This is a genomic window from Streptomyces sp. NPDC101166 (assembly GCF_044768125.1).
GTDB lineage: Bacteria > Actinomycetota > Actinomycetes > Streptomycetales > Streptomycetaceae > Streptomyces.
The window spans coordinates 639263-665296 of sequence record NZ_JBIWPF010000001.1; the positions used below are offsets into that span (position 1 = coordinate 639263).

General features: G+C 74.4%; 8 protein-coding genes. 7 read left to right on the forward strand and 1 reads right to left on the reverse strand.

The features are described 5' to 3' along the window. From narH to narI, 3 genes are read left to right on the forward strand one after another with little or no spacing between them, the layout of a single operon-like run. Entirely contained in the window at positions 1-1551 is a 1551-nt protein-coding gene (gene narH / locus ACIRS4_RS02765; RefSeq protein ID WP_404188929.1) for a nitrate reductase subunit beta, read from the forward strand. 47 nt (positions 1552-1598) lie between these two features. After that, positions 1599-2375: a nitrate reductase molybdenum cofactor assembly chaperone gene (narJ, locus tag ACIRS4_RS02770; RefSeq protein WP_404189779.1), complete on the forward strand. Its 777-nt coding sequence runs from the start codon at positions 1599-1601 to the stop codon at positions 2373-2375. Then, complete coding sequence (gene narI / locus ACIRS4_RS02775; protein WP_404188932.1) at positions 2372-3154, forward strand: respiratory nitrate reductase subunit gamma; 783 nt, start codon at positions 2372-2374, stop codon at positions 3152-3154. Before narJ ends, narI begins: the two co-directional genes overlap by 4 nt. A 21-nt stretch (positions 3155-3175) precedes the next feature. Here narI and ACIRS4_RS02780 read toward each other — a convergent pair whose 3' ends face one another. After that, entirely contained in the window at positions 3176-3868 is a 693-nt protein-coding gene (locus ACIRS4_RS02780) for a response regulator (RefSeq protein WP_404188935.1), read from the reverse strand. 418 nt (positions 3869-4286) lie between these two features. Here ACIRS4_RS02780 and ACIRS4_RS02785 point away from each other — a divergent pair, with 418 nt between their 5' ends. The 4 genes from ACIRS4_RS02785 to ACIRS4_RS02800 all read left to right on the forward strand — a co-directional run bounded on the left by ACIRS4_RS02785 (position 4287) and on the right by ACIRS4_RS02800 (position 25979). Beyond that, complete coding sequence (locus ACIRS4_RS02785; RefSeq protein WP_404188938.1) at positions 4287-5501, forward strand: globin domain-containing protein; 1215 nt, start codon at positions 4287-4289, stop codon at positions 5499-5501. A gap of 167 nt (positions 5502-5668) precedes the next feature. Further along, on the forward strand, positions 5669-6925 hold the full coding sequence (locus ACIRS4_RS02790) for an MFS transporter (RefSeq protein ID WP_404188939.1): 1257 nt from the start codon (positions 5669-5671) through the stop codon (positions 6923-6925). Positions 6926-7329: 404 nt separating this feature from the next. After that, a complete protein-coding gene (locus ACIRS4_RS02795) occupies positions 7330-15366 on the forward strand; it encodes an amino acid adenylation domain-containing protein (protein WP_404188941.1) in 8037 nt (2678 codons plus the stop codon). Then, on the forward strand, positions 15363-25979 hold the full coding sequence (locus ACIRS4_RS02800; protein WP_404188944.1) for an amino acid adenylation domain-containing protein: 10617 nt from the start codon (positions 15363-15365) through the stop codon (positions 25977-25979). Before ACIRS4_RS02795 ends, ACIRS4_RS02800 begins: the two co-directional genes overlap by 4 nt. The last annotated feature ends 55 nt before the right edge of the window (positions 25980-26034 follow it).

The following is a 26034-nucleotide window of genomic DNA, read 5'->3' on the forward strand; positions in this document are numbered from 1 at the left end:
ATGCCCCGTGGCGAAGCCCCTGTCGGACGCGTCATGGCTCAAGTCGCGATGGTGATGAACCTGGACAAGTGCATCGGCTGCCACACCTGCTCGGTCACCTGCAAGCAGACGTGGACCAACCGCACGGGTGTCGAGTACGCCTGGTTCAACAACGTCGAGACCAAGCCCGGGGTCGGCTACCCGCGCCGCTACGAGGACCAGGAGCACTGGAAGGGCGGCTGGAGGCTCGACAAGCGCGGGCGGCTCGTCCTGCGCTCCGGTGGCCGCGTCAAGCGTCTGCTGTCCCTCTTCTCCAACCCCGATCTGCCCTCCATCGAGGACTACTACGAGCCGGTCACCTACGACTACGACAACCTCGTCACCGCCCCCGCGCAGAAGGACATGCCGGTCGCCCGCCCCCGCTCGGTCCTCACCGGCGAGCCCACCGCGATCACCTGGGGCGCCAACTGGGAGGACGGCCTCGGCGGAGCACCCGAGAACGCCGGCGGCGACCCCAACCTCACCGGGGAATGGGCCGAGAAGGTCAAGTTCGAGTTCGAGCAGACCTTCCTCTTCCACCTGCCCCGCCTGTGCGAACACTGCCTCAACCCGGCCTGTGTCTCGGCCTGTCCGTCCGGCGCGATGTACAAGCGGGTCGAGGACGGCAACGTCCTGGTCGACCAGGACCGCTGCCGGGGCTGGCGCATGTGCGTGACGGCGTGCCCGTACAAGAAGGTGTACGTCAACCACGCCACCGGCAAGGCCGAGAAGTGCACCTTCTGCTTCCCTCGCGTCGAGGCCGGCCAGCCCACCGTCTGCTCCGAGACGTGCGTCGGCCGGCTGCGCTACCTCGGCCTGCTCCTCTACGACGCCGACCGCGTCGGCGAGGCCGCCGCCACCCCGGACGAGCAGGACCTGCTCGACGCCCAGCGCGGGGTCTTCCTCGACCCGCACGATCCCGAAGTCCGCGCGGCAGCAAGGAAGTCGGGGATCCCTGAGGACTGGCTGGAGGCGGCCCGCCGCTCCCCCGTGCACGACCTCGTCATGCGCTACAAGGTGGCGCTGCCGCTGCATCCGGAGTACCGGACGATGCCGATGGTCTGGTACGTGCCGCCGCTCTCCCCCGTCCTCGACGCCGTCGACGCGGTGGGCGGCGACCAGGACGACCCCGACCACGTCTTCGCCGCCGTCACCCGGCTGCGCATCCCGCTGGAATACCTGGCGGAACTGTTCACCGCCGGCGACGCCGACGTGGTCGCCGGAGTGCTGATGAAACTCACCGCCCTGCGCTCGTACATGCGCCGACGCACCCTCGGCGAGGACGGCGACGAGGCCGCGCTCGAAGCCGTGGGGCTCACCGCGCGCGAGGCGGAGGACCTGCACCGGCTGCTGGCCGTCGCCAAGTACGCCGACCGCTACGTCGTCCCCGCCGCGCACAAGGAGGACGCCGCCGCCTTGACCGCGATGGAGAACCGCTGCCCGGTCGAGACGTCCGGCGACCCGGAACCCCGCAAGATCATGCTCGGCATCCCCACCCTGCGCCGCGACACCCCTGCCGGAGGCCGTCCGTGAGCCCGCTGCCCTCCCCCAGTGCTGAACGCCCGGGGGGACCCTCATCCATTCCCGCCCTCATCCGCACCCGCGTCCGGGCAGCCGTGCGCCGCCCGGCCCGGCTCACCCCCGAGGAGACGGCGGGCCGAGCGCTGACACTGCGGCTCGTGTCGCTGCTCCTTCAGTACCCCGACTCCGAACTGACGTCGGCCGGGAGGGAGTTGACGGCGTTTGTGGAGGCCCTGCCGGCCACGCCCGCAGCGGAGCACCTGGCGCGGTTCACCGACTGGTTCGCCGCACAGGACCCCGAAGCGCTGGAACGCCACTACGTCGAGATGTTCGACCTGCGCCGCAAGAGCAGCCTCTACCTCACCTACTACCTGCACGGCGACACCCGCCGCCGGGGCATGGCCCTGCTCACTCTCAACCAGCGGTACAGGGCCGCCGGCTGGGACACCGACGGCGGAGAACTGCCCGACCACCTCCCCGTGGTCCTGGAGTTCGCCGCCCTCGCCGGCCCTGGTGGAGGCGAGGCGCCACTGCGCCAGCACCGGCGCGGCCTGGAGCTGATCCACCGGGCGCTGACCGACGCCGACTCGCCGTACCGGCATGCCCTGGCCGCACTGCTCAGCCTGCTGCCGCCGCCCACCGAGGCCGACCGCGCGGCGGTGGCCCGGCTCGCCGCCGAGGGCCCGCCGAACGAGGAGGTCGGTCTGGACCCCTACGGGACCTACGGCGAGGGGGAGTTCGCCCCTCCCGGCACCTTCGTGCCGCCGATGGCCGCTCCGCCGACCTGTGTGCCGCCCGCTGCCCCGACCATCACCCCTTCGGAAGGCCCCCGATGAACGCCCCGCTCTCCCCCGTGGCCGCCGCGTCGGCGAGTGGAACCGACCTTCTGCTGTGGGTCGCGTTCCCCTACATCTGCCTCGCCGTGTTCGTGGTCGGGCACGTCTGGCGCTACCGCCAGGACCAGTTCGGCTGGACCACCCACACCAGCCAGCTCCTCGAACATCGCTGGCTGCGCTTCGGCAGCCCCCTGTTCCACCTCGGCGCCTTCATGGTGATCGCCGGACACGTCGTGGGGCTCGCCGTTCCCGACTCGTGGACCGAGGCCGTCGGCGTCACCGAGCACGCCTACCACACCACGGCCGTCTGGGCGGGCTCGGTCGCCGGCGTCGCCATGGTCGCGGGGCTGGGCATGCTGTGCGCCCGACGGCTGCTGACCCGCCGGATCCGGCTGGGCACCGACCGCAGCGACAAGCTCCTCTTCCCGCTGCTGTCCGCCACCGTCCTGCTGGGCATCACCGCTACCGCCGCCCACAACGTCTTCGGCGCCGGCTACGACTACCGTTCCACCGTCTCGGTGTGGTTCCGCGGTCTGTTCGTCCTCCAGCCTCGCCCGGAGGCCGTCGCCGGCGCACCGCTGCTGTTCCAGCTCCACGCACTGAGCGCGTTCCTGCTCTTCGCCGCCTGGCCGTTCACCCGGCTGGTGCACGTGTGGAGCGCCCCGGTCGGATACCTGACCCGGCCGTACCTGGTCTACCGGCGACGAGCCGCACCGACGGCGGCCTGGACGGCAGGCGGCCGGACCCGGCGGCCCTCGGGCTCCCGGCGCGCGGCATGAGGCACGGTCCCCTGAACGGCGTCAGTGGCCTTGTCGCTTGAGCCGGTCCTTGGCCTCGGTGGCGATGACGGCGGCCTGGACACGCCGCTCGACGCCGAGCTTGGCCAGCAGCCGGGAGATGTGGTTCTTCACCGTCTTCTCCGCGAGGTAGAGCCGCTGACCGATCTGACGGTTGGTCAACCCCTCGCCGATCAGCGCGAGAATCTCACGCTCTCGGTCGGTCAGGCCCAAGAGGGCGCCGGTCTCGGGTTCCGGTTGCCGGTCCTGGCGCAGCCGGGCCATCAGCTTGGCGGTGGCGTTGGGATCGAGCAGGGACTGGCCTGCGGCCACCGTGCGCACGGCCGACACCAGGTCGGTCCCCTGGATCTGCTTCAGCACGTAGCCCGACGCACCCGCCATGATCGAGTCCAGCAGGGCCTCCTCGTCGTCGAACGAGGTCAGCATCAGGCAGGCCAGCTCCGGCAGCTGCGAGCGCAGTTCCCGGCACACGGTCACGCCGTCGCCGTCGGGCAGCCGCACGTCCAGCACCGCCACCTGCGGGCGCAGTGCGGGCACGCGCGCCAGGGCCTGTTCGACATCGGCGGCCTCGCCGACGACGGTGATGTCCGGTTCGTCGTTCAGCAGGTCGTGCACCCCGCGCCGTACCACCTCGTGGTCGTCCAGCAGGAAGACCCGGATCGGATTGTCGGGGCCGGGCCGCTCGCCGTCCGCCATCACATGCTCCTTGTTCTGTGGTCCCGCACTGTCTGAAGTTCTGTGTTCCCGCACCGTATGAAACCTTGCACCGGCCGGGGCTCACTGAGCGTGACCGGTTCCTGCTCATGGCAGATCTTCCGCGATCCCGGGCCGAAGGGCCAGGGCCGTTCGGCCCCACTGCCTCCGACGCCGCGGCGCAGGCGTCGAACCGGGCGCCCCGGACAGGGCCGACAGGCGGTCGTCCCCGTGCCGACGGGCCCTGCGGCGGAGCGCGGCGGGGGGGCCGATGCGCCTCGATCGACGGGGCCGTTCGGCCCTTCTTCGCCCAGCGCCGCGGAACAGCGCCGAAACACGGTCGGCCGCCTGCTACACAGGTGGTGCCGCCCGATGCGACGCGGCCCAGTTCCCGCCCCTCACCCCCTGCCCGGGAGGCTCCATGCTGTCCGCAGAATCCGCCGCAGTGGTCCACGCCACCCTGCCCGCCGTCGCCGGCGCGCTCGACGAGATCACAGCGCGTTTCTACGGCACGATGTTCCACGACCGGCCGGAGTTGCTCGACGGCATGTTCAACCGCGGCAACCAGGCCAGCGGCGCGCAGCGACGCGCGCTGGCAGGCTCGATCGCCGCGTTCGCCACCGCGCTGCTGAAGGACCCGGACACCCGTCCCGACGCGCTGCTGGACCGCATCGCACACAAGCACGCCGCCGTCGGCGTCACCGAAGACCAGTACACGATCGTGCACAAGTACCTGTTCGGGGCGATAGCGGAGGTCCTCGGCGAGGCGGTGACCCCGGAGGTGGCGGCCGCCTGGGACGAGGTGTACTGGCTGATGGCCGGTGCTCTGATCGGCCGGGAGGCCCGTCTCTACCAGGACGCGGGCGTCGCGCCGGGCCGGATCTGGCGGCAGTGGACGGTCGTCGAGCGCCGCCGCGAGACCCCGGACGTGGTGTCGTTCGTCGTGCGCCCGGCCGACGGACGGCCGGCCCCCAGGGCACGGGCGGGACAGTACGTGAGCGTACGGGTGCCGATGGCCGACGGCGTCCGCCAGCTGCGCCAGTACAGCCTGTCCTGCGACCCCGGCGAGGACCTGCGGCGCATCACCGTCAAGCGGGTGGTCGGCACGGACGGCGCACCGGACGGCGAGGTCTCCGGCCTGCTGCACGAGCAGATCCGCGAAGGAGACGAACTGACGCTCTCCGCGCCCTTCGGGGACGTCTTCCTCGACGACCCCGCCGACGCCGTCACCCCGGTCGTCCTGGTCTCCGCGGGCATCGGCGGCACACCCATGACCAGCATCCTGGCCCACCTCGCCGCACTCGGCTCGGCCCGCCCGGTGCTGGTCCTGCACGCCGACCGCTCCCCCGCCGACCACGCGCTGCGCGCCGAGACGGAGGAACTGGTGGACCGGCTTCCGGGCGCCCGCGCGGTCTTCTGGTACGAGCGGCCCGGCCCGGAGCGATCCGGTGCCCGCGAGGGCCTCATGAACCTCGACGGCGTCGAACTTCCCGACGGCGCCACGGTGTTCCTCTGCGGTCCGCTGCCGTTCATGCGCGACATCCGCGCCCGGCTGCTGCACCTCGGAGTGCCTTCGCGCCGCATCCGCTACGAGGTCTTCGGCCCCGACCTCTGGCTGCCGGACACCGCGGCCTGAACGACGTCCTGCCGGTGTCGCGCCGATCCGCGGGGGCACGCCTGCCGCGGCGACACCGGCCGAGGCGCCGGTCGAGGGCGCCGGCGCACGGTCAGCCGCGCGCCTGACCCGGCGCCGGTCGGATAATCCGTTGACGGGCGTACCGTCCGGTCCCGACGATCAGGCGCATGTCCGCCGCCCTGGCGCCTCTGCGTCACCGCCCGTTCCGTCATCTGTTCATCGGCACGACAGCCAACCTGCTCGGCAACGGGGTGGCGCCGATCGCTCTGGCCTTCGCCGTCCTCGATGCCACCGGCTCGGTCGGCTCGCTCGGGTTGGTGGTGGGCGCCCACTCCCTCACCGGCATCCTCTTCCTGCTGTACGGCGGGGTGTTGGCGGACCGTTTGCCGCGCGGCCCGCTGCTGGTCGGCAGCAGCGTGGTCTGCGCCGTGAGCCAGGCGGTGATCGCCGCCCTGGTCCTCACCCACAACGCCGTCATCCCCTTGCTCATGGTGCTCGCCGCGGTCAACGGGGCCTCAGGTTCCTGCTACCAGCCCGCCGCCCAGGCTCTGCTGCCCCAGACCGTGCCGGCCGAGTCCCGCCGCGCCGCCCTCGCGCTCTCCCGCATCGCGGGCAGCAGCGCGGTGGTCGCGGGCGCCTCGCTGGGCGGCGTACTGGTCGCCGCGGTCGGCCCGGGCTGGGGCCTGGCTGTCGACGCGCTCAGCTTCGTGCTCGCCGCCACGTCCTTCGCGCTGGTCCGCGTCCAGGTCGCGCCGCCCAGGCCCAGCCCCGGCCTGGTCCATGAACTGCGCGTGGGCTGGCGAGAGTTCACCTCCCGTACCTGGGTGTGGGTGATCGTGGTGGCCTTCTGCTTCCTCAACGCCGGCCTCACCGCCTCGTTCACCGTCCTCGGCCCGGCCGTCGCCGACAGCACCGGAATCGGCCGCAGCGGCTGGGGCCTGGCCCTCGCCGCGGGCTCGCTCGGCGCGGTCGCCGGCGGCGTACTGTCGCTGAGATGGCGGCCCCGGCGCGCGATCCTGGTCGGCTGCGCGCTGATGGGCCTGACGGCGACGATCCCGCTGCTGCTCGCGCTCGCCCCCAGCACCTGGCTGCTGGTGGTGGCCAACTTCGTGGCAAGCGTGGGCAGCGAACAGGCCGGCGTCGCCTGGTACTCGACCCTCAACGAACAGATCCCGGAAGACCGCCTCGCCCGCGTCTACGCCTACGACGACCTCGGCTCCTACCTCGCGATTCCACTCGCCCAGTTCGTCGCCGGACCCGCCGTACTCCTCCTCGGCCTTCATGCCACTCTCTACGCGGCCGCCGCGCTCATCCTCCTCGCCACCCTGGCCATGGTCGCCACCCCCTCCGTCCGCGCGCTGGCCCCGAGGGCGACAGAGCCACTGCCCGCCCCCGAGGACGCGGCCCCCTCTTCGAGCCTCTGAAGGCCCCCTGAAGACGGCGTTGCACGCGATCCTGAACCGAATGGACAGCCCGTCAGGCCGTCCCTCCTCGCGGGCGCCGCTCCGCCGTTGCCCTGACTGACTGCCCAGAGGGTGCGCCGAAGCCGGTCCGCACGGCCTGGCGCGCAGACACGATCCAGCCACCTGCACCCCTCCCGTGACCCCGAAGAGCCGGTTGGGCGTCGTGGCGATCTCCTGGCCGCCACGCCAGCGGCCGACGCGCCCTCGCGGACCGCGCTCCCCTGCTCGTCTGTCACGGGATTCCGTTACCGGGAACGTCCCGGAGCCGGGGCAGCAGTGTCAAGAGGCGAATTCCGGTGACTTTCACGGCCGTTGGTCATCGCGGAAGGTGTCGTCGTCGAACGAACCCGAGGAGATTCGCCCCCATGCCCACTGATGACCACGGTTCGCTGCCCCTGACCTCGGCACAGGCCGGTGTCTGGTTCGCGCAGCGACTGGACCCCCTGCGTCGTGACTACGCCATCGGCGAGTATCTCGAGATTCACGGAGCCCTGGACGCTGAGCTCTTCGAGGAGGCGCTGCGGCGGATGCTGGCGGAGACCGAGACGCTCGGGATGCGCTTCGGGGAGAGCGGCGGGGCGGTGCGGCAGGGGCCGGCCGGGCTGCCGCCGTTCCGGCTTCGGACCGCCGACGTGAGCGGCGACCCCGATCCCGTCGCCGCGGCCGAGGCTCTCATGCGGGCCGAGCTGGACAGGCCCATGGACCCGGCCACCGGTGATGTGCACCGGCAGTTGCTGGTGCGCACCGGTCCCGAGTCGTTCTGCTGGATGCAGGGATACCACCACATCGTCGCCGACGGCGTGAGCGGGCCTCTCATCGCCCGCCGGGTCGCCGAACACTACTCCGCGCTGGTCGCCGGCGGGACCGTGCCGCCGTCCGACGCGGCGCCGTGGCGGCAGATCGTGGCCGAGGAGGAGGCCTACCTCGCCTCCGACGCGCGGGAGGCCGACCGGGCGTTCTGGCAGGGCGTGCTGGCCGGCGCCCCGGAGCCCGTCGGGTTCGCGGGGCGGCCGGGTGGTGGCGGTCCCGCCGCGGCGACGCGTGACGTCGTACGGGTCAGGGGGGACGTGCCGGACCGTGACGCGCGGCTGTTGCGTGAGGCCGCCCGGGAGTACGGGACACGGTGGTCCGCCCTCGTCATCGCGGCGGCCGCCGCCTATCTGCACCGGGTGAACGGCGCCGAGGACGTGGTGCTGGGGCTGCCCGTGACCGGTCGCGCCACGGCCGCCGCCCGTCGTACGCCCGGCATGTTCTCGCGGGTTCTCCCGCTGCGCCTGGCCGTCACGGGCTCGACGACGCTCGGCGAGCTGGTGCGCCGCACCTCGGCCGGCATCAAGGACGTGCTGCGGCATCAGCGGTACCGCATCGAGGAGGTGCACGGGGGTGCGCGGCTCTGGGACGCCACCGTCAATCTGATGTCCTTCGACTACGGACTGACCTTCGGCGGGGCGCCGGCCACCGTCCACAACCTGTCCGTCGGCCCGGTCGACCATCTCACGCTGAACGTCTACGACCGGGGCGGCGACAGTCCGCTGACCGTGCAGGTCGAGGCGGACGCCGGTGAAGCGGACGCGGCGGAGGCACATTCCCACCGGGAGCGGTTCACTCGGTTCCTGGCCGGCCTGGCAGCCGCCGGGCCGGAGGCCGTCGTGGACTCCCTGGAGCTGCTCACACCGGACGACGAGCGCCGTCTCACCGTCTTCGCGGACGGCGGGAGGGGCGACGCGCCCGCGGGCCGCTGTCTGCACGAGCTCTTCGAGGAGCAGGCGGCGCGCACCCCGGACGCCGTCGCCGTCGTCTGTGACGGCGAGGAGGTGACGTACGGCGCTCTCGACGCCTGGGCGGAGGAACTGGCCGGACGGCTGCGTCCGTCGACGGAGCCGGGACGGCCGGTCGGGGTGCGTGTGCGGCGTTCGCCCGCGATGGTCGCCGCGTTGCTCGGTGTGCTCAAAGCGGGTGGCTGCTACGTGCCGCTGGATCCGGCGCTGCCCGCGGCCCGCGTCGCCCACGTGGTGGAGCGGGCCGGCATCGCCGCCGTCGTCGCCGATGCGGACACCGATGGGGTGGTGCCGGAGGGCACGGCCGTGGTGTCGGCACGGGAGGCGCGCGGCGCGGGCGTCCCGGGCGGCCCTGGCGTGGCGGGCGCGGCGGGGCGTGCGGTGGTGCCGGCGCTCTCGGCTGCGTATCTGCTCTACACCTCGGGCAGCACCGGCGAGCCGAAGGGCGTCGTCGTGCCGCATGCCGCCGCGGTCGACTTCGTGTACGCCCATCTCGCGGTGGCGGGCGTCGAGGCCGGTCGAGGCGAGGGCGAGCGGTTCCTCGGGTTCGCGGCGCTGTCCTTCGACGTGTCCGTGCTCGACGTGTTCGGCGCGCTGCTGAGCGGCGGCACGCTGGTCCTGGCCACCGACGAGGAGCGGACGGACCTGGACCGGCTCCAGTCGCTGATGGCCCGTCAGGCGGTCACGGTCGCCGACCTGCCGTCCGCGCTGCTGCCGCTGCTGGAGCCGGGCGCGCTCCCCGACCTGCGCTTCCTGTCCACCGGCGGCGAGGCGCCGTCGGCCGACGCCGTGGCCCGTTGGGCGGCCGGCGGCCGCGAGGTGTGGAACGGCTACGGTCCCACCGAGGCCACGGTCGAGGTGACCATGCACCGGTGCGCGCCCGGTGACGGCGGCAGGGTGCCGCCCATCGGGCGGCCGATGGTCAACCACCGCGCCTATGTGGTGGATTCACGGCTTCGGCTGCTGCCTCCCGGCGCGGCGGGCGAGCTGTGCGTGGCGGGCGCCGGTCTGGCGCAGGGGTACGCCGGGCGCCCGGGACTGACCGCCGGGCGTTTCGTGCCCGACCCCTTCTCGGACGTGCCCGGATCCCGGATGTACCGCACGGGCGATCTGGTGCGCTGGTCGGCGGACGGCGACCTGGAGTACCTGGGCCGTATCGACCAGCAGGTCAAGGTGAACGGCTACCGCGTCGAGCTGGGCGAGATCGAGACCGTTCTGGGCCGTCACCCCTCGGTGCGCCAGGCGGCGGTCGACGTGCGGCCCGCACCGGGCGGCGGGCGGCGTCTCGTCGCGTTCGTCGCGCCGGAACCCGGCGGGGCGGTCGCCGCTCCGGCCGAACTGGCTGCGCATCTGGCGGAGTTCCTGCCGCCCTACATGGTGCCCCACATCTTCGTCGCCCTGGACGCACTGCCTCTGACGGCCAGCAAGAAGGTCGATCGCAGGGCGCTGCCCACGCCCGGACCGGACCAGGAGCCGGAACCGGACGCACCCGCGCGCGAGCCCGCGGCGGGGGCCGAGAGCACCCTGTGCGCGCTCTTCGCGGACGTGCTGGGCCGCGCCGTCGCGCCCGACGACAACTTCTTCTCCCTCGGCGGCGACAGCATCGCCGCCCTCACCATGGTCAGCCGCGCCCGCGCACGGGGGCTCACGTTCACGCTGGGCGACGTCTTCACGCACAAGACGCCGGCCGCGCTCGCCACCGCCGTCGGTGCGCCGGCCGCCACGTCGGAAGGGGCCGAATCCGTCGCGGAGTCCGGGGAGTCGGCGGCCACACCCGTGATGCGGTGGCTGCTCGACGGGCCGGGGCCGATCGGCCGTTTCAGCCAGTCGATGACCCTCACCCTGCCCGTCGGCGCGGACGACGCCCGGCTGGCCCGCGCCCTGCAGACGGTCCTGGACCGTCACGCGGCGCTGCGGATGCGGGTGGCCGAAGGGCCGGACGGGCGGCCCGCGCTCGTGATCGGCGAGCCCGGGTCGGTGGCCGCCGCCGAGGTGCTGCGGCGGGCGGACGAGCCCTTCGACGCACGCACCGCCGGGGCTGCCGCGGCGGCGGAGCTGGACCCGGCCCGCGGGGTCCTGGTGCGGGCCGTGCGGTGGGACGGCCGTGACGGGCAGCCGGACCGGCTGCTGCTGTGCGTCCACCACCTGGCCGTGGACGGCGTGTCCTGGCGCATTCTGCTCGACGACCTCGCGGCCGCCTGGGACGCGGTGTCCGATGACGGGACCGCGGCGGCAGGCGGCGGGAGCACGGCGGCCGGTCACCAGGACGCGGTGTCGCCGCCGCAGGGGGCGGGCACGCCGTTCCGCGCATGGGCCGCCCACCTCCGGGAACTGGCCGCCTCCCCCGAGGTGCTGGCCGAACTTCCCTACTGGCGGAGGACCCTGGCGCCGGACGCGGATGCGGGCACGAAGACGGACGCGGGTACGGGCAGCGGCCGGGGCGCAGCCTCGCCCGAAGGGGACGCGACGCCCCCGCTGTGGGAGCGGGCGCCCGACCCGGCGCGAGACACCGTCGGCACCACCCGCACCCGTACGCTGACCCTGCCGGCGAAGACCGCCGGACCCCTGCTGACGTCCGTGCCGGCGGCACTTCGCACCGGCCCCGCCGAGGTGTTGCTGACGGCGCTGGCACTGGCCGCCCATCACCCCAGTGTCGGCGGGGGCCGCGGCCCCGGCTCGCTGCTGCTGGACCTGGAGGGGCACGGCCGGGCGGACCGCACGGGCCGGCACGATCTGTCGCGCACGGTGGGCTGGTTCACCACCCAGTACCCGGTCCGGCTCGATCTGCGCGGTCTCGATCTGGCCGCTGCCGGAAAGGGCGACGGCGACGCGCTCGCCGCAGTGGCCGGGCGGGTGCACGGCTGCCTGGCCGCGGTCCCCGACCACGGCACCGGTTACGGGTTGTTGAGCCGTCTGAACCCGGCGACCGCGGGTGAACTGGCCCGACTCCCCCAGCCTCGTGTGCTGTTCAACTACCTGGGCCGGTTCGACGGGGCGGACCACGGACCATGGAGCCCGGCCCCCGGCGCGGGTGCGCTGGCCGCCCACGCCGATCCCGCGATGCCGGTCGACCACTGTCTCCAGATCGACGCGCTGGCGGTGGAGGAGGCGGACGGTCCCTCCCTCACCGCCGTGCTGACCTGGCCGGAGGGCCTGCTGGCGCAGGAAGAGGCCGACGCCCTCGCCGACGCCTGGCTGGCGGCCCTGCGCCTGCTGGCCGTGTCGTCGGCCGAGGCGACCGACGCGGTCGACGCGGTCGACGCGGCGAACGCGGCCCCGGCCGGTCCCGTCCGCTCCGACCTCGCGCCGGCCGGCCTGTCCCGTGCGGACATGGACGGCCTCGCCGAACGCCACCCGGGACTGACCGACGTACTGCCCCTGTCGCCCTTGCAGGAGGGGCTGTTCTTCCACGCCGCGTACGACGCCACCGGCACGGACGCCTACACCGGCCAGATCGTCCTGACCCTGGACGGAGCGCTCGACGCGGGCGCCCTGCGGCGGGCCTGCGGCGCCCTGCTGGAGCGGCACGACGCGCTGCGTGCGGCGTTCACCGACCGTGGGCTCGACCGTCCCGTGCAGGTGGTCGCCGGCGACATCGACGTCCCGTGGGCCTCGGTCGACCTCGCCGCGCACCCGGCGCCGGAACGCGAAGCCGTCTGGGAGCGGCTGCTCGCCGACGACCGGGCACGGCGCTTCGACCTGGATCGGCCTCCGCTGGTGCGCTTCACCTTGGTCCGCACGGGCGAGGACCGGCACCGGCTGCTGATGACGAACCATCACATCCTGTGGGACGGCTGGTCCTCCGCCGTCCTGCTGCGCGAACTCCTCACCGGCTACGCGGACCTGACCGGCACCGCGCCCCGCTCCGGCACTCCCGCGGCGGTTCCCTACCGTGACCACCTCGCGTGGCTGGCCGACCAGGACCGGGAGACGGCGACGGCGGCCTGGCGGGACGCGCTGGCGGGCCTGGACGAGCCCACCCTGCTGGGTTCTGCGGACCCGAACAAGCTCGGCGCGCTGCCCGAGCGGACCACGGTGGAGCTGTCACCGGAGGCGACCGCCCGGCTCACCCGGAGGGCCCGGTCGGCGGGCATCACCCTCAACAGCGTCGTCCAGGGATGCTGGGCCATTCTGCTGGCCCGGCTGACGGCCCGTGACGACGTGGTCTTCGGCGGCACCGTCTCCGGGCGCACCGCGCCGGTCGCGGGGATCGAGCGCATGGTGGGGCTGCTGATCAACACCCTGCCGGTGCGCTTCCGGGTGCGGGACGAGGAGACCCTGCTCGCCGCCCTCACCCGCTTCCAGGACGAGCAGGCCCCGCTGATGGACCACCAGCACCTGGGGCTGGCGGACATTCAGCGGGCGGCCGGCCTCGGCACCCTGTTCGACACCGCGGTCGTCGTCGAGAACTATCCCCTGGACCTCGCGGAGATGCGGGACCTGGCCAGGGAGGTGCGGCTGGCCGCCGTCGACGGGTCGGACGCGACGCACTACACCGTCAACCTCATCGTCCTGCCGGGAGAGCGGCTGCGGCTCCACCTCGACCACCGGCCGGACGTCCTCGACGCGCGCGCCGCGCTGAGCGTCGCCGAGGGACTCCAGCAGCTGCTGACGGCGGTCGCCGAGGAGACGGAGACGACGACCGTGGGCGAGGTCGACGTCGTCCCGGCCGAGCAGCACCGGTTGATCGCGCAGTGGAACGACACGGCGGCGCCCGTGCCCGCGACCACGCTCGTGGAACTGTTCGAGCGGCAGACCGCGCGCACCCCGGACGCCCTCGCGACGGTGTTCGGCGACGAGCGTCTGACGTACGCCGCACTCGACGCCCGCGCCGAGGCGCTCGCCGCCGGGCTCCGTGCGCGGGGCGCGCGCCCGGAGGAGATCGTCGCGGTCGCCCTGCACCGGTCCACCGAACTCGTCGTGGCGCTGCTCGCCGTCCTCAAGTCGGGTGCGGCCTACCTCCCGGTGGACCCCTCCCTGCCGGCGGAGCGCATCGCGTTCATGCTGTCCGACGCGGCGCCGGTGCTGCTGCTGACCACCTCCGACGTGGCCGACGGGCTCCCGTCCGAGGCGTCGGCGCCCCGGCTGCTCCTGGACGCGAGACACGGCGGTACGACGGGGCCCGCATCCGCGGCGTCCACGGCGACCCCGGGGGCGGCCGACGGGCCGGACGGATCGGGCGGGCCGCTGCCGGCCCACCCCGCCTACGTCATCTACACCTCCGGCTCCACCGGCCGCCCCAAGGCCGTCGTCGTCGAGCACTCCGCGATCGTCAACCGGCTGCTGTGGATGCAGGACCGGTACCGACTCGGGCGCGACGACCGGGTGTTGCAGAAGACGCCGTTCGGCTTCGACGTGTCGGTGTGGGAGTTCTTCTGGCCGCTGCTGACCGGCGCCGCCCTGGTGGTCGCCGAGCCCGGCGGGCACAAGGACCCGGCGTACCTGGCACGGGTGATCCAGCAGGAGTCCGTGACCACCGCGCACTTCGTGCCCTCCATGCTGGCCGCGTTCGTGGCGGAGCCCGCCGCCGCCGGCTGCCGTTCGCTGCGCCGGGTGGTGTGCAGCGGCGAGGCGCTGCCCGAGGAGCTGAAGAACCGCTTCCTCGACGTGCTCGACGTACCGCTGCACAACCTGTACGGGCCCACCGAGGCGGCCGTCGACGTCACCCACTGGGACTGCCGCCGCACGGACGAGGGGCCGGTGCCCATCGGGCGGCCGATCTGGAACACCGCGCTGTACGTTCTCGATCCGGCGGGCCGGCCCGTGCCGGCCGGGTTCCCGGGCGAGTTGTTCCTCGCCGGTGCGGGCCTGGCCCGCGGCTATCTGCGGCGGCCCGCGCTGACCGCGGAGCGCTTCCCGCTCGACCCGTTCGGGCCGCCGGGATCGCGGATGTACCGCACCGGCGACATCGCCCGGCTGCGGGCGGACGGCGCGGTCGAGTACCTCGGCCGCACCGACGACCAGGTGAAGATCCACGGCTTCCGGATCGAGCTCGGCGAGATCGAGACCGCCCTCGCGCGGCAGGACGGGGTGGGACGGGCCGCGGTCGTGGTCCGTGAGGACACGCCGGGTGAACGCAGGCTCGTCGGCTATGTCGTACCGGCGTCGCAAGCGGCGCCGGACGCTGCGGCGCTGCGCGCCGAGCTGGCGCGGAGCCTGCCCGAGTACATGGTGCCGCTGGTGGTCGTCGTGGACGCGCTGCCCGTCACGGCCAACGGCAAGCTCGACCGCAGGGCCCTGCCGGCGCCTACCGCGGCGCCCACCGGGCACGAACCGCCGGACGGCGAGATCGAGGAGCTGGTCGCGGCCGTGTGGCGCACGGTCCTCGGCGTCGAGGCCATCGGACGCCACGACGACTTCTTCGCCCTCGGCGGCCACTCCTTGAGCGCCACCCGGGTCGCGGCGCGGCTGCGCCAGTCGCTGGCCCTGGAGCTGCCTCTGCACACCCTGTTCGAACAGCGGACCGTCGCCGCGCTCGCCGCGGCGGTCGAGACCGCCCTCCTCGACGACATCGCCGCCTCGACGGCGGACGATGCGCTGCCCCTCATGTCCCCGACATCCCCCACGTCAAGCACGTCCCTCACGTCTTCCGTGGCCCACGCTTCGCAGGGAGAGACCTCGTGACCATCCAGGAGAGCACGCCGGGCGCCGCCGACAGCCGGCTGACCGCCGCCCGAGAGCTGATGCGCCGCCGCGTGCGGTCGGCCCTGGCGGAGGCGTCGGCGGTCACGGGCGAGACGTCCGCACCCGACACGTTCGCGTCCCCCGGCTCCACGCCCGCCGCACCCACGTCCCCCACCTCCGCGTCCGCCGCCCCCGCGCCCCCCGTCGCCTCGTTCGCCCAGGAGCGCATGTGGCTGGTGGACCGGATGCGGGGCGGCGCGCCCGGCTACGCGATACCCGAGGTCGTACGGCTGCGCGGCCCGCTGCGCCGGGACCTGCTGCGGCGCAGTCTGACCGCCGTCGTGGGACGCCACGCGCCGCTGCGGACGGTGTTCGAGGAGCACGACGGGCAGCCGGTCCCGGTCGTGCTCCCCGCCCCGCACGAGGTGCCGTTGGCTCTGCTCGACCTCGGCCCGGCCGGTGACGACGTCCCGGCGGCGGACGTCGAGCGCCGCGCCCTGGACCTGGCCCGGGAGGAGGCCCGCCGGCCGTTCGACCTCGCCGCCGGACCGCTGCTGCGCGCCCTGCTCATCCGCCTCGGCACGGACGACCACGTACTGGTGCTGGTGGTCCATCACATAGCCACCGACGGCTGGTCGATGTCCCTGCTGTGGCAGGAGCTGTCCGAGGGCTACGCGGCCCTCCTGCGGGACGTGCCGCCGCGCGTGCCCGATCTGCCCGTCGCCTACCAGGACCACGCCCGCCGCCAGCGGGAGCGCCTGACCAGCGGCGCCCTGGACGCCGGGCTGCGGCACTGGGAGGAGCGGCTGGCCGGTCTGGAGCCGCTGGAGCTGCCGGCGGACCGGCCGCGGCCCACCCGCCGCAGCGGCGCGGGGCACAGCGTGGAGTTCACCCTCGACCAGGAGCTCACCGACCGGCTGCGCCGGCTGGCCGAGGCGCACGGCGTCACGCTGTTCATGACGCTGCTCGCCTCCTTCCAGGCGGTCCTGGCCCGGGTGTCGGGCCGTACGGACATCGCGGTCGGCACACCGGTCGCCGGCCGTGACCGGGTCGAACTGGAGCCGCTCATCGGCTTCTTCGTCAACACCCTGGTGCTGCGCACCGACCTGTCGGGCGACATCGGCTTCGGGGAGCTGCTGGGCCGGGTCCGGCGGGTGTCGCTGGACGCCTACGACCACCAGGAGGTGCCGTTCGACCGGTTGGTGGAGCATCTGAGCCCCGAGCGGTCCGGCGACATGAATCCGCTGGTGCAGGTGATGTTCGCCGCCGCGAGCGAGGAGACGGCGGCGCTGCGGCTGCCGGGGGTGGGCGTCGAGACCCTGAGGTGCGACTTCGGCGCGTCGCTGTTCGATCTCAGCGTGTTCGTCTCCGAAGGGGCCGACCGCTGCACCGGTTCGCTGGTGGCCGACACCGATCTGTTCGACCCGGCCACCGCCGAACTGCTGCTGGGGCACTATCTGGAGCTGCTGTCCGCGGTCGTGGAGGCCCCCGACCGGCCGCTCGCCGAGCTGCTGCCCGGCGACGACTCCGCCGCTCGCCTCGTCGCCCACGGCCACGGCACGGTGCGCGAGGACCTGGCCCCCGCCACACCGGGCGAGCTGTTCGCCGCACAGGTCCTCCGCTCCCCCGGCGCGACGGCCGTGGTCTGCGGCGACGACCGGCTCACCTACGCCGAACTCGACGCGCGCTCGGACGCGTTGGCGGCGCGGCTGCGGGCGGACGGGGTGGTGCGCGAGACGCCGGTGGCGCTGTTCATGGACCGCTCCGTGCACGTGCCGGTCGCGATGCTGGCGGTGCTGAAGACGGGCGGCGCGTACGTGCCGCTCAACCCGGCCTTCCCCGTACAGCGCCTGCACTGGATGCTGGAACGCACCGGTGCCCGGCTGCTGCTCACCGACGCGGCCCTGGCCGGGCACGAGGCGGTCGCGGGGTCGCCGGTGCCGGTGCTCGACGCCACCGAGGGCCCTGCGATCGACACGGCCGGCCCTGCCCGGCCCGACGCTGTGGTGTGCGCCCCCGGCCGCCCCGACGCTGTGGTGTGCACCTCTGACCAGCTCGCCTACGTCATGTACACCTCCGGTTCGACGGGCGAGCCGAAGGGGATCGGCGTGACCCAGGGGAACATCGCGGCCCTCGCTCGCGACTCCGCCTTCGGCGCGGCCCACCGCCGGGTCCTCGCCCACTCGCCGCTCGCCTTCGACGCCTCCACGTACGAGGTGTGGACGCCCTTGCTGACGGGCGGCACGGTGGTGATGGCGCCGCCCGGCCGGATCGGCGCCGACACGCTCGCCCGTCTGGTGCGCGAGCACCGGATCACCGCGCTGTTCCTCACCGCCGCCCTGTTCGACCTGGTCGTCGAGGAGCGCGTGGAACTGCTCACCGAGCTGCGGGAGGTGTGGACCGGCGGAGAGGCCGCGAGTCCCGTGTCCTTCCGGCGGGCCCTGGAGGCGGCTCCCGGCACCGTGCTGGTGAACGTCTACGGCCCCACCGAGACGACCACGTTCGCCACCGCGCACCGGCTGGAGGCCGGCGCCGAGGTGGAGGGCCGGGTGCCGATCGGCTCGGCGCTCGACGACACCCGCCTGTACGTGCTCGACGAGCGCGGGCGCCCGGTGCCGGAGGGCGCGGTCGGTGAACTGTGCGTCGGCGGCACCGGTGTCGCCCGCGGCTACCTCGGCCGGCCGGGGCTGACGGCGGACAGGTTCGCCGTCGACCCCTACGGGCCGCCCGGGGCGCGGATGTACCGCACCGGGGACCTGGCCCGGCGGCGCCCGGACGGTGCCGTCGACTACCTGGGCCGTGCCGACCAGCAGGTGAAGATCCGCGGTTTCCGCATCGAGCCGGGCGAGGTCGAGGCCGAGCTGACCCGGTGCCCGGGCGTGGGCCGCGCCGCGGTCGTCGTCCGCGAGGACACCCCGGGCGAACTCTGCCTGGTCGCCTACGTGGTGGCCGCACCCGGCGCGGACGTCGTACCCGAGGAGCTGCACCGCGCGCTCACGGACCGGCTGCCCGCGTACATGCTCCCCGCCGCGATCGTGCCGGTGCCCGGCCTGCCGACGACGCCCAACGGCAAGCTCGACCGGCGCGCCCTGCCCGCTCCTGGTGAACAGGCCCTGCGCAGAGCCGAGTTCGCGGAGCCGCGCACGGAGACCGAACGGCTCGCCGCCGAGGTGTGGGGCGAGGTGCTCGGCACCGGCCGCGTCGGCCGGCACGACGACTTCTTCGCCCTCGGCGGCCACTCCCTGCGCGCCACCCGGACGGTGTCCCGTCTCGGGGCGCGGCTGGGCGTCGAGGTGCCGCTGCGGCTGCTGTTCGAGCACCCGGTGCTGGAGCGGTTCGCCACCGCCGTGGACGCGCTGCGGCTCGACGCGCCGGACGCCGTCGCGGACCGGGTCGTGCCGCGTCCCGCCGGGAGCACCGCCCCGCTGTCCTTCGCCCAGCAGCGCCTGTGGTTCCTGGACCAGCTCCAGCCGGGCCGCCCGGACTACAACATCCCCGTCGCCGTCCGGCTGGAGGGCGCGCTCGACGCGGACGCCCTGCTGGACGCGCTGCGCGAGGTCGTCGCGCGGCACGAGGTGCTGCGTTCGCGGCTGACCGAGGATGCGGACGGGCCCGTCCAACTGGTGGAGCCCGCCGAGGTGTTCGAGCCGCTCCTGACCGATCTCGACGGGCTGCCGCCGGACGAGGCCCGGTCGCGGGCCCTCGGCCTGGCGCACTCGGACGCCGCCGCCCCGTTCGACCTGACCCGTGCGCCGCTGCTGCGGGCCCGTCTGGTGCGCGTCCACGCCGAGGAACATCTGCTCGTCCTCGTCCTGCACCACACCGTGGGCGACGGCTGGTCGATGCCCGTGCTGTGGCGGGAGCTGTCGGACGGTTACACGGCCCTGCGGCGCGGTGAGCGCCCCGCGCCGCCCGCCCTGCCCGTCCAGTACGGCGACTACGCGCACTGGCAGCAGCGCCGGCTGGCGGAGGGAGCCGCCGACCGCGGCATCGCGCACTGGCGGGAGCGGCTCGCCGGCCTGCCCGCGCTGGAGCTGCCCACGGACCGACCCCGGCCGCACACCCGCACCGGCGCGGGCGGGGTGCTCACCTTCGAGCTGCCGTCGGAACTCGCCGGGCGGCTGGGCGCGCTCGCCCGTGAGCAAGGGGCGACGCTGTTCATGGTGCTGCTGGCCGGTTTCCAGTCCCTGCTGGCCCGGTGGACAGGGCAGGACGACCTGGCGGTGGGCTCACCGGTCGCGGGCCGGGACCGGACCGAACTGGAGCCGCTCATCGGGTTCTTCGTGAACACGCTGGTGCTGCGCACCGATCTGTCCGGCGACCCGACGTTCGGCAAGGCCGTGCGCCGAGTGCGGGAGACGGCGCTGGCGGCCTTCGAGCATCAGGACGTGCCCTTCGACCGGCTGGTGGAGGAGCTGCGCCCGGAGCGTGACCTGAGCCGCAACCCGCTCTTCGACGTCCTCTTCCAGCTGCACCCCGAGCAGTTGGACACCCTGCCTCTGGAGGGCGTGCGCACCACCTCGCTGGACACCGTGAACGGCACGGCCAAGTTCGACCTGAGCCTCGCCGTCACCGAGCACCGGGGCGGACTCACCGGCACCCTGAGTTACGCGTCGGACCTGTTCGACCAGGCCACGATGGAGCGCTTCGCCGGCCACTACGCGCGGCTGCTGCGCTCGGCCGCGGCCGGCCCGGACACTCCGCTGTCCCGGCTGGAGGTGCTGTCGGAGGCGGAACGTGCCGCGCTGCTCGGCGCGGACGCGCCCGGCGAGCGGGAGCAGCCCGCCCGGGCCGGCACCCTGCACGCCCTGGTCGAGGAACAGGCCCGCCGCCGGCCCGACGCCCTCGCCGTGACCTGCGCGGGACGCTCCACCACGTACGGGGAGCTGGACGCCGACGCCAACCGGCTCGCCCGGCGGCTGCGTGAGCTGGGCGCCGGCGCGGGGTCGACGGTCGCCGTGATGACCGGACGCGGTACCCGGACGGTCGTCGCCGTCCTGGCCGTGCTCAAGTCGGGCGCGGCGTACGTGCCGGTGGACCCCGGTCAGCCCGCCGAGCGCGTCCGCACGGTCCTCGCCGACAGCGCGACGCGGGTGGCGGTGACGGACGGGTCGTCCGGCGAGGTCGCGGTGGCCGGGCTCCCGGACGGTGTGACGGTGCTGGACCTGGACCGGGAGCGGCCGCTGATCGACGCGCTGCCGGCGACGCCGCCGCCCGCCGAGGCCGGCCCCGGCGACCTCGCCTATCTGCTCTACACCTCCGGCTCCACCGGGCGTCCCAAGGGCGTCGCGGTGCCGCACGCGGCGATCACCGGCTATCTGGCCGCGCTGACCGGCACGTTCGCTCTCGGCGAGGAGGACACGGTCCTCGCGCGGACCGCGCTCACCTTCGACCCGTCGGTGCGCGACCTGTTCGCCCCGCTGGCGACGGGCGGCCGCGTGGTGCTGGCCACCGGCGAGGAGGCGGACGACCCGGACGCGCTGGCCCGTCTGCTGCACACCGAGCGGGTCACGGCGGTCCTGTCCGTCGTCCCGTCGATGCTCGCCCTCGTCGTGGCCGCGTCGCCGGGCCCGTCCGCGGACCTGCGGCTGGTGCTGACGACCGGCGAGGCGCTCACCGCGCCGCTCGCCGACGCGGCGCGGGCGCTGGGCGGCCGGGACCGGCTGCGGCTGGTCAACCAGTACGGGCCCACCGAGTGCACCAACACCACGACGTACCACGTCGTCACCGACGAGGACGTGGCCCGTGGGCGCGTCCCGATCGGCAGGCCCCTGCCCGGCGCGCGGGTGCGCGTCCTGGGCCCGCGTCTGGAGCTCCTGCCGGCGGGCGCGGTCGGCGAGCTGTTCATCGCCGGTCGCGGTGTGGCCCGCGGCTACCTCGGCGACCCCGGCCACACCGCCACGGCCTACGTGCCCGACCCCTACGGTCCGCCCGGGAGCCGTATGTACCGGACCGGCGACCTGGCCCGGCTGCGGTCGGACGGGGTGCTGGAGTTCCACGGCAGGCGCGACAACCAGGTGAAGGTGCGCGGGCACCGGGTGGAGCTGGGCGAGGTCGAGGCCGCGGTGCTGCGGCATCCCGCCGTGGCCCGCACGGCGGTGGCCGCGCACGGCACGGGCGCCGACCGCACCCTGGTCGCCTATGTGGAGTGGCACGCGGACGGGGCGCCGCACGGCGGTCCGGCAGAGGTGCTGGACACCGTGCGCGCGACCCTGCCGGCCGCGCTGGTGCCGTCGTCGGTCGTGGTGCTGGACGCGCTGCCGCTGACGCCCAACGGCAAGACGGACCGCAAGGCGCTGCCCGCCCCCGCGCCGGGCACGGGCGGCGCGGGCCGGACGCACGTCGCGCCCCGGACGGCGCTGGAGCGTACGGTCGTCCAGGTCTGGGAGGAGGTCCTCGGGGACGGCCCGGTCGGCGTCCGGGACCACTTCTTCGAGCGGGGCGGGCATTCGCTGAAGGCGACGCGGGTGGTGTCCCGGCTGCGCAGGCTGCTCGGCCTGGACGTGCCGATGCGTTCCCTGTTCCGGCACCCGGTCGCCGAGGACTTCGCCCGCGCCCTCGCGTCCCTCGGCGCGGACGAGGAACCGGGGATCCCGGTGCTGCCGGCGGGGCCGTCACCGCTCTCCTTCGGCCAGCAGCGGCTGTGGCTGCTCGACCGGCTCCAGCCGGGCCGCCCGGACTACAACATGCCCGGCACGACGCGTCTGACGGGGGCGCTCGACGCGCAGGCCGCCCTCGGCGCGCTGCGGGACGTCGTCAGCCGGCACGAGGTGCTGCGCTCCCGTGTCGAGGAGGGCGGCCCCGCCGGATCCGCCCGGCTGGTGACCGAACCGGCCGACGTGTTCGAACCGGTCTTCACGGACCTGTCCGGCGAGGACGCCGAACCGGCCGGCCGTCGGGCCATGGAGCTGGCCGCTGCGGACGCCGCCCTGCCCTTCGACCTGACCCGCGCGCCCCTGGTGCGCGCCCGGCTGATCAGGACCGCGCCGCGCGAGCACCTCCTCGTGGTCGTCGCCCACCACGCCGCCTTCGACGGATGGTCGGCCGGGGTGTTCTGGCGGGACTTCTTCGCCGCTTACCGCGCGCGGACCGGGGACGGCGCCGAACCGCTGCCTGAACTCTCCGTCTCCTACCGTGACTTCGCCGCCTGGCAGCGTGAGCGGCTCAGCGGTGAGCTGCTGGAGGGGCAGCTCGCGTACTGGCGGGAGCGGCTGGCGGGGCTCGCCCCGCTCGAACTGCCCACGGACCGCCCGCGTCCCGCCGCCCCTTCGGGACGCGGCGACCGGCACTCGTTCACGGTGCCCGCGCCGCTCGTGGAGCGACTGCGCGCGCTCGGCAGGGACCGCGAGGCGACCCTGTTCATGGTGCTGCTGGCCGGCGTCCAGGCGCTGCTGGGCCGCTGGGCGGGCACGCACGACGTGGCCGTCGGCTCGCCCGTCGCGGGCCGGGACCGGGGCGAACTGGAACCGCTGGTGGGCTTCTTCGTCAACAACCTCGTCCTGCGCGCGGACCTCTCCGACGACCCGGCCTTCGCCGATCTCGTCGCCCGGGCCCGGGACACGGCGCTGGAGGCGTACGCGCACCAGGAGGTGCCGTTCGAACGGCTGGTGGAGGAGCTGCGCCCGGAGCGCGACCTCAGCCGCAACCCGCTGTTCCAGGTGATGCTGGTCCTCAACGAGGAGCCGACGCCGCCGCGGCTGCCGGCGGGGCTCACGGTCGAGCCCCTCGAACTGGACAGCAGTGCCTCGAAGTTCGATCTGTCGCTCTACTTCACCGAGGAGGCCGGCGAGTTGCGCGGCGAGGCCGTGTTCGCCACCGACCTCTTCGGCCGGCCGAGCGTCGCCCGGATGACCACGGCCCTGCTGGAGCTGCTGTCCGCGGCTGTGGCGGCCCCGGACACCCGCGTCGCCTCCCTGCCGCTGCTCGCGGCGGGCCGGGAGCGGGAGTTCGCCGGCCGGTGGAACGACACCGCTGAGCCGGTCCCGGACGCGCCGCTGCACGAGCGCGTCCGGGAGCAGGCCGCCCGTACGCCGGACGCGGTGGCCGTCGACGACGGCCGTCGCCGGCTGGACTACGCCGGGCTGTGGGACCTGTCGGGCCGGGTGGCCGGCCGGCTGGCCGCGCTCGGCGCGGGCCCCGGCACGGCGGTCGCCGTGAGCGTCGACCGGTCCGTGCTGCTGCCGGTCGCCCTGCTGGGTGTCCTGCGCAGCGGCGCACGGTACGTTCCGGTCGACCCCGGGTATCCGGCCGAGCGGATCGGCCACATGCTGTCGGACAGCGGCGCGCGGCTGCTGATCGCCTCGGACGGCCCGGCCGGCACACCGCCGGCCTCCGGGTCGGTGCGGGTGCTGGACGTCGCCGACCTGGTGGAAGACCGTACGGCCGCCCCCGAGGCGGCGTCGGTCCCGGTGCACCCCGAGGACCTGGCGTACGTGCTGTACACGTCCGGTTCGACCGGCCTGCCCAAGGGCGTCATGGTGTCGCACCGGGCGCTGGCCAACTTCACGCACGACATGGTGAGCAGGCTCGGGACCGGCCCCGGCGACATCGTCGCCGCCGTCACCACCGCGTCGTTCGACATCGCCGTGCTGGAGCTGCTGGTGCCGCTGACCTGCGGGGCGCGGGTGCGGGTCGTCGACCGTGAGACCGCCCGCGACGGCAGGCTGCTGGCGAAGGAGCTGGACTCGGCCGGGGCCACGGTCGTCCAGGCCACGCCCGCCACCTGGCACCAGTTGATGGAGGCCGGCTGGGAGAGCCCGAGCGTCCGGGCCGTGTGCGGCGGCGAGGCGCTGCCGACGGCGCTCGCCGCTCGGATGCGGTCCGCGCTGGGCGCCGTGTGGAACGTGTACGGGCCGACGGAGACGACCGTCTGGTCGACGGCTCACCGGCTCTCCCCCGAGGACCCCGACGGGCCGGCGCCGATCGGCAAGGCGCTCGCCAACACCCGGCTGCATGTGCTCGACGAGCGGCTGCGACCGCTGCCGGTGGGCGTGTTCGGCGAGTTGTACATCGGCGGGGACGGGGTGGCCCGCGGCTATCACGGCCGGCCCGCCCTGACCGCGGAGCGGTTCGTCGCCGACCCGTTCGACGACGGCCACCGGCTCTACCGCACGGGTGACCTGGTGCGCAGGCTGCCCGACGGCGGCCTGGAGTACCGGGGCCGGGCGGACGGGCAGGTCAAGGTGCGCGGTCACCGTATCGAGCTGGGCGAGATCGAGGCGGCGCTCGCCCGCCGTCCCGAGGTCGCGGCGGCTGCCGCCGCCGTACACGGGAGCGGTGTGGACGCGGTCCTCGTCGGCTATGTGGTCTGGCGGGACGGGGACGGCGATCCGACGGCGCTGCGGAACTTCCTGAGGGAGGAGCTGCCGGCCCCGATGGTGCCCGGTGTGCTGACCGCGCTGGAGCGGCTGCCTCTCACCCCGAACGGCAAGCTCGACCGCCGGGCCCTGCCCGCCCCCGCGCCGGGCGCCGACCGCGCGGGTGACGCGCCGCGGGTGGCTCCGCGTGACGCGGCCGAGCTGCGGATGGCCCGGGTGTGGGAGGCGGTGCTCGGCACCGGACCGGTCGGGGTCAGGGACGACTTCTTCGCCCTGGGCGGCCACTCGCTGAAGGCGTTCGAGCTGATGACGGCCGTGCGCGCGGAGTTCGGGGTGGAGCTCCCCCTGAACCTGGTCTTCCGCAGGCCGACGGTCGAGTCGCTGTGCGAGGCGCTGCCCGAGGCGGCCGCCGCGTCCGGCCGGCTGCTGGTGCCGCTCTCCGACGGCGGCGACGACCGTCCCCCGCTGATCCTGTTCCACCCGCGCGGCGGCGACGTCGTCTGCTATCTGGACCTGGCCCGGGAGCTGGCGAAGACCGCCGACGGCTCGCGGCGGGTGCTCGGTGTGGAGGCGGTGGGCTGCAACACCGACGACGCTCCGCTCGACGACGTGTCCGCGATGGCGGAGCGGTACCTCGCGGCGATCCGCGCGGAAGTGCCGTCCGGCCCTTACCTGTTGGCCGGCTGGTCGTTCGGCGGCACCGTCGCCTACGAGATCGCGGCGCGGCTCGAAGCCGCCGGCGAGCGGGTCGCCTTCGTCGGCCTGATCGACTCCGCCGCCCCCGGCCCACGCGCCGGGGCCGAGCCCGACCCCGGGGACGACGACCTGCTGCGCCACGGACTCGCGGCCGGCCTGGACGCCGACGAGGCTCGCGCGCTCGACGAGGAGGCCCTGCTCGACGCCCTGGTCCGCAAGGGACGCGACAACGGCAGCCTCCCGAGGCACTGTGCGCCGCAGGCGCTACGCCGAATGCTGCGGGTCGCGTCGGCCAACGGCGCCGCGGCAGCCGGGTACCGCACCGACGCCGTCCTCGACACCCCTGTCCACCTGTTCACGGTGTCCGAGGTGCACGCCGAACTCGCCACCCCGCTGGTGGACCCGGAACCGTGGAGGGCGCGGGCGAGCGCCGTGCGTCACCTCGCGATCCCCGGCGACCACCACACGCTGGTGGACCCACCGCACAGCGCGGTGCTGGCGGACCGGCTCGCATGGGCGATCGCCGACGCGACGCACCTGCCCGGCTCCGGTGACCGATCCCCGGCACCGACCGACCGCACCGGCCGGCCGACCCCCTGAACCGAACCCCGATCCGAACCGATCCGAACCGACACGACTAACGAGGAGAAGCACC

Bases quoted from the DNA above. Each gene is read 5' to 3' on its own strand.
- ACIRS4_RS02795 (WP_404188941.1), top strand. From the start codon at position 7,330: ATGCCCACTGATGACCACGGTTCGCTGCCCCTGACCTCGGCACAGGCC.
- ACIRS4_RS02790 (WP_404188939.1), top strand. From the start codon at position 5,669: ATGTCCGCCGCCCTGGCGCCTCTGCGTCACCGCCCGTTCCGTCATCTG.
- narH (WP_404188929.1), top strand. From the start codon at position 1: ATGCCCCGTGGCGAAGCCCCTGTCGGACGCGTCATGGCTCAAGTCGCG.
- narI (WP_404188932.1), top strand. From the start codon at position 2,372: ATGAACGCCCCGCTCTCCCCCGTGGCCGCCGCGTCGGCGAGTGGAACC.
- ACIRS4_RS02780 (WP_404188935.1), bottom strand. From the start codon at position 3,868: ATGGCGGACGGCGAGCGGCCCGGCCCCGACAATCCGATCCGGGTCTTC.
- ACIRS4_RS02785 (WP_404188938.1), top strand. From the start codon at position 4,287: ATGCTGTCCGCAGAATCCGCCGCAGTGGTCCACGCCACCCTGCCCGCC.